The sequence below is a fragment of the Microbacterium sp. genome (assembly GCF_030149085.1).
Classification (GTDB): domain Bacteria; phylum Actinomycetota; class Actinomycetes; order Actinomycetales; family Microbacteriaceae; genus Microbacterium.
In genome coordinates this window covers 1-5,186 of the sequence record NZ_JASBSF010000223.1, presented here as the reverse complement: position 1 = coordinate 5,186, position 5,186 = coordinate 1, and the positions used below count along the sequence as shown (strand labels likewise).

6 protein-coding genes are annotated in these 5,186 nt (G+C 65.7%); 3 read left to right on the top strand and 3 right to left on the bottom strand.

Translation table 11 applies throughout. From position 1 onward, the window contains the following. Positions 1 to 118 precede the first annotated feature (118 nt). The 3 genes from cydB to Q1V87_RS09085 form a co-directional block, all read right to left on the bottom strand. On the bottom strand, positions 119 to 1,018 hold the full coding sequence (gene cydB, locus Q1V87_RS09095; RefSeq protein ID WP_300591871.1) for a cytochrome d ubiquinol oxidase subunit II: 900 nt from the start codon (positions 1,016 to 1,018) through the stop codon (positions 119 to 121). A gap of 12 nt (positions 1,019 to 1,030) precedes the next feature. Then, on the bottom strand, positions 1,031 to 2,473 hold the full coding sequence (locus tag Q1V87_RS09090; protein ID WP_300591869.1) for a cytochrome ubiquinol oxidase subunit I: 1,443 nt from the start codon (positions 2,471 to 2,473) through the stop codon (positions 1,031 to 1,033). A 158-nt stretch (positions 2,474 to 2,631) separates the two neighbouring features. Next, positions 2,632 to 3,276: an ArsR family transcriptional regulator gene (locus Q1V87_RS09085; RefSeq protein ID WP_300591867.1), complete on the bottom strand. Its 645-nt coding sequence runs from the start codon at positions 3,274 to 3,276 to the stop codon at positions 2,632 to 2,634. An 89-nt stretch (positions 3,277 to 3,365) separates the two neighbouring features. Between Q1V87_RS09085 and Q1V87_RS09080 the strand changes: the two genes are divergently transcribed. From Q1V87_RS09080 to Q1V87_RS09070, 3 genes are all read left to right on the top strand, one after another. Continuing rightward, the gene (locus Q1V87_RS09080; RefSeq protein WP_300591865.1) at positions 3,366 to 3,974 is read left to right on the top strand and encodes a hypothetical protein; all 609 of its coding nucleotides are present in this window, start codon (positions 3,366 to 3,368) and stop codon (positions 3,972 to 3,974) included. Positions 3,975 to 4,101: 127 nt separating this feature from the next. Then, entirely contained in the window at positions 4,102 to 4,710 is a 609-nt protein-coding gene (locus tag Q1V87_RS09075; RefSeq protein WP_300591863.1) for a copper resistance CopC family protein, read from the top strand. An 11-nt stretch (positions 4,711 to 4,721) separates the two neighbouring features. Further along, positions 4,722 to 5,186, top strand: a 465-nt coding sequence (locus Q1V87_RS09070; RefSeq protein ID WP_300591861.1) for a copper chaperone PCu(A)C, incomplete at its 3' end; no start/stop codon positions are given.

Sequence of the window (5,186 nt, the reverse complement as noted above, 5' to 3'; positions counted from 1 at the left end):
CGCCACGTGCGCATCGCTGGGCGTATCGGCGACGAGGACTGAAAGCGAGGACCGCCTGGCGTAGCGCCAGGCGGTCCTCGACAAGGTCAGTGTTTGACCTGCTCGGTGTTCGGCGGGGTCAGTGGCTGACGAGCTCGGCGTTCTCGATCGTGAGGCTGAACGCGACATCCGTCGACGAGCGCATCACGTTCGGGAACATCGACATCCACAGCGTGAGTACCGCGAACGCGACGGTGAAGATCCCCGCGGTGAACGCCCAGCCCTCGCGTTCCTTCGTGTGGAAGAACATCGACAGGAGCAGGGCGACGGCTGCCAGAGCCGCAGCGGCGATCACCAGCGGCAGCAGCGGCGCTTCGTGGGCTGCGGCGATGAAGATCGTCCAGATCAGGAACGCTGCAGCCACCACGACGGTGATGAAACCGACCCGGGTCGCGAGGCGCTTGGCATCCTCGTGCACCTGACCGTCGGTCTTGAGGCCGATGAAGTACAGGCCGTGCAGGAACAGCACCAGCACGAGGGTGATGCCGCCGAGCAGTCCATACGGGTTGAGAAGCGTCAGCAGCGACCCGGTGTACTCGTGGTTCTCATCCAGCGGCACACCCTGCACGAGGTTCGCGACAGCGACACCCCACAGCAGCGCGGGCAGCACCGACCCGATGACGATCATCGTGTCGAAGCCCTTCTTCCAGCGCAGCCCCTCGCGTTGGTGCCGGTATTCGAACGAGACACCGCGCAGGATGAGGGCGAGCAGGATCAGCAGCAGCGCCAGGTAGAACCCACTGAACAGGGAGGCGTACCACTCGGGGTAGGCCGCGAACAGGCACGCGCCGGCGACGATGAGCCAGGTCTCGTTGAAGTCCCAGACGGGACCGATCGTGTTGATGATCTGACGCTTGCCGACCTCGTCTTTACCGAGGAAGGGGAGCGACATGCCCACGCCGAAGTCGAAGCCGTCGAGAACGAAGTAGCCGACGAACAGGACTCCGACGATCCAGAACCAGAGGTATGCAAGATCCATGATGATCAGCTCCTAGTAGACCGTCGTCGGGGTGTCTTCGAGGGCAGGCGGTTCGGCGTCCGTGCTGCCGGGCTCCGGAAGCGGGTCTGGTCCCTTGTGCACCGTCTTGAGGATGAGGCCGAACTCGACCACCGCAAGCGAGGCGTAGATCGCGGTGAAAGCGACGAGCGAGATCAGCACCGACCAGCCGGGAACACTGGGGGACACGCCGTCCTCGGTCAGCATGAGGCTGAACACGATCCACGGTTGGCGACCCATCTCGGTGAAGACCCAGCCGACGAGCGACCCCAGCAGCGCGATCGGGGCGCTCCAGATCGCGACGCTCCAGGCCCAGCGGGGAACCTCGCGCTTTGCGTTCTTGCGGGTCAGCCACAGGCCCACGATCGCGATGAAGGTCGCGAGGAAGCCGAGGCCCATCATCCAGCGGAACGCCCAGTAGGTGATCCACAGCACCGGGTTGAAGACGCCATCGACCTGCGCGGCAAGATCCGGCCACTGCGCGGCGTACTGCGCGTTCAGGTCGTTGATGCCTTCGACGCATCCGTCGAGCGTGTGCGTGGACAGGAGCGAGAGCAGGTACGGCACACGGATCGACCAGATCTCGCCGGTGCCGTCGGGAGTCCCGATCGAGAAGATCGAGAAGGATGCGTCGGCACCGCAGGCGGTGTTGAACAGCGCCTCTGCCGCCGCCATCTTCATCGGCTGGGTGGAGACCATGACCAGGCCCAGCTGGTCACCGGCGAGGAACGTACCGGCGAACGCGATGATCATGCCCCACAGTCCGAACTTCAGCGCCGGGCGCATCATCTCGATGTTGCGCTTGCGTGCCATGTGCCAGGCTGCTGCAGCGATCACGACGCCCGACGAGAACATGAACGCGGCGAAGATCGTATGCGGGAAGGCCGCCAGGGCGATCGGGTTGAAGACGACCTCGAGGAAGTTGTTCATTTCGGCGCGCGAGCCGTCCTCGGCCATCTGGTAGCCGACCGGGTTCTGCATGAACGCGTTCGCAGCGATGATGATGTATGCCGACAGCAGCGCGCCGATCGAGGCGATCCAGATGGATGCCAGGTGCAGCCCCTTCGGGAGTTTGTCCCATCCGAAGATCCACAGGCCGATGAAGGTGGCTTCGAAGAAGAACGCCATCAGCCCTTCGAAGGCCAGCGGCGCGCCGAAGACATCACCGACGAAACGCGAGTAGGACGACCAGTTCATGCCGAACTGGAACTCCTGCACGATGCCGGTCACGACTCCCATCGCGAAGTTGATCAGGAAGATCTTCCCGAAGAACCGCGTCAGGTGCAGCCACTTGACGTCGCCGGTGCGGTACCAGACGGTCTGGAAGATCGCGACGGTGACCGACATGCCGAGGGTCAGCGGCACGAACAGGAAGTGGTACAGCGTCGTGAGGCCGAACTGCCATCGGGCTAGCAGCAGCGGATCGAGCAGATCCATGATCATTTCCCCCCAGATCGAGGTTGTGTACTGGTGGTCACGCTACTCCCCGCTCCATCAGTCGGGGTGAAAGTCACGGCCGTAAATAAAGCGCGGCCCGCGTCTGACGTCATCACGGTACCGCGATGGTCGTGGCGCAGAGGAGGACCTTGGTCCGCTCAGCTCGCGACGAGTTCCGCATGGCGCGAGGCCTGCGCGGCGAGAAGCCTCACCACGCACCGCTCCGGGTGCACAGACGCCGTCATGCAGTCGACGCGCAGCGGGCCTCCTGCCTGGGAAAGCACGCTGTCCATCAGGCCCAGGTGAACCGCGCACAGCGTCTCCCGGTCGCGCGCGCTCGCGGAGGCGTGCGGGCATGGGGAGAGGTCGACGGTGAGGGCCGACTCGTCGACGATCGGCTCGAAACCGGCATCCCCGAGATCTTCCACCAGCGCGTCGAGCTGATGGACGGCATCCGTCGGCAGGTCATCGACATCGGTCCACGGCATGACCCGACGCATGAGATCGCCGCGTTGGGCGGCGGCCCGGGCCTTGTGGCGTGCGACGGCGCTGGTCGAGTCGCGATCCTGTCCCGTCGCTGCTGAGTACAGCACGCGGGGACGGCCGCGTGTCGTGCGGTGCTCGGTCTCGGCTACCACGTAGCCGCCGTCGACGAGGCGCTGGAGGTGTTCGCGCACGGTGTTGGCGTGCAGGCCGGTTGCTTCGCAGAGTTCGGTCACGGTCCGTTCGGGTCGCTCCTGCAGCAGGAACAGGATGCGGACGCGGGAGAAGCTGGAGATCGCACTGTAGGTGACGCGGGGCATAGCAGGATTATGGGTCGGGAATCGGGCCGGCCAACCGGGAATAAGGTCCCGTGGGCGGGAACCGGGTCGATCTTTGCGACAATGGGTTCATGTCCCGATCGCGAGCGACGCGCGTCATCCGCGCCTCAGTCGCCGCGTCGATCGCGACTTTCGTCGCACTGTTCTCGCACGTGGCAGCCGGTGGGACGATGCCTCACTGGCTCGGAATCGCCGTGCCATGGGTGCTTTCGCTGGCTGTGTGCACGGTGTTGGTTGGCCGCGCTCTCTCGCTGCCGCGGCTGAGCGTCGCGGTCGTGCTCAGCCAACTACTGTTCCACCTGCTTTTCGTTCTCGGTGCCGACAGTGGAGCTGCGACGGATGGGGCCGCCACCGGTCACGTTCATGGCCTCCCCACCCTCGACCTTGCGGCGGCGTCCCCTGTCGTCACCGCCGACGTGTCGATGTGGCTTGCTCACCTGGCCGCCGCCGTATTCACGGTCGCAGCGCTCTACCGCGGCGAGCGACTCGTGATCCGTCTTGGCGATCTGGCACGCGAGCTGCTCGCGTGGCTCCGCCGCAGCATCCTCTCCGGCGACATCGTGCTTCCTGTTGTCGCCGAGAAGCCGGGGCTCGTCCGCCTTACTGCGGAGCCCCTGCGTTCGGCGCGCGTTGTCTCGCTCGTGCGCCGACGCGGTCCGCCTCTGTCTTTCGTGGTCTGACTCTCTGTTTCGACTCCCGCGGCTGCCGGCTCGGCGCCGGGGGAGGCGCATCGACGTTCACTCACGAAAGGCGTTTCTTATGTCGTTGTCTCTTCGCGCGCGCGCCGGGGCCTTCGCGGCTTCGGTCGTGGCGGCCACCGTCGCGCTGTCTCTCGGTGCCGCACCAGCCTGGGCGCACGACGAACTCGTCGCGAGTTCTCCTCAGCAGGGCGAGCAGCTCACGGTGGCCCCGACCAGCGTGGAACTGACGTTCTCAGCCGAGATCATGCAGATGGGAGCAGCCGTGATCGTCGCGGATGCTCAGGAGAACGACTGGGTCGCCGGCGACATCCAGATCGACTTCGACACCCTGACGGTGGCCCTCGACGAGGGGATGCCGAACGGGGCATATGAAGTGCGCTGGCGGGTCGTCTCGTCGGACGGGCATCCGATTTCCGGTCTCATCCCCTTCACGGTGGATGACCCGGCGGCGGCCTCCCCGGCGCCGACGGCTACGCCGACCCCCGTGAGTTCACCCACGCCGACAGCAGATCAGGCCACCGGTGGTCCTTCCGATGACGCGACCACCGTGCCGCTGGACTCCGCGGCAGAGGACGGCGGCATTCCGCGCGTCGTCCTGATCGGCGCGATCGGGGCGGCATCCGCGCTCGCCCTGTTCGGGCTGGTTCTCTTCTTCCTTCGCGGCCGCGCCAGGCGCGCCCGCCGGGGTTCCGACGAGGAGCCCCCGAAGCCCTGAAAGGGAAACCTGTGAACACCCGTCTTTCCACCCGATTCGGCATCCTTCTGGTCGCAGCAGCACTAGGACTCGCCGGCTGCGCTTCCGGCAGCACCAGCACCCCGGCTACGACCGAGGCCGACTCCGTCACCATCACGGATGCCTGGGTCAAGGCTGCCGACAGCGGCATGTCGGCGGCCTTCGGAGTCCTTGAGAACTCCGGCGAAACCGACGCCACGATCGTCTCGGTCAGCTCCGACGCGTCCTCGATGATGGAGCTGCACGAGGTCGTCGATGACGGCAGCGGCAGCATGGTCATGCAAGAAAAGGACGGCGGCTTCGTCGTTCCTGCCGGCGGCAGCCTGACACTCGAGCCCGGCGGTTACCACTTCATGCTCATGGACCTCACTGCTCCGCTCGTGGCGGGCGAGGAAGCGACATTCACCGTCACGTTCGAAGACGGCTCGACGATGGAGTTCGTCGCGCCCGTGAAGGAC

Excerpts from the sequence above, each read along its gene's own strand:
- Q1V87_RS09080 (WP_300591865.1), top strand. The coding sequence starts at position 3,366 with ATGTCCCGATCGCGAGCGACGCGCGTCATCCGCGCCTCAGTCGCCGCG.
- Q1V87_RS09085 (WP_300591867.1), bottom strand. The coding sequence starts at position 3,276 with ATGCCCCGCGTCACCTACAGTGCGATCTCCAGCTTCTCCCGCGTCCGC.
- cydB (WP_300591871.1), bottom strand. The coding sequence starts at position 1,018 with ATGGATCTTGCATACCTCTGGTTCTGGATCGTCGGAGTCCTGTTCGTC.
- Q1V87_RS09090 (WP_300591869.1), bottom strand. The coding sequence starts at position 2,473 with ATGGATCTGCTCGATCCGCTGCTGCTAGCCCGATGGCAGTTCGGCCTC.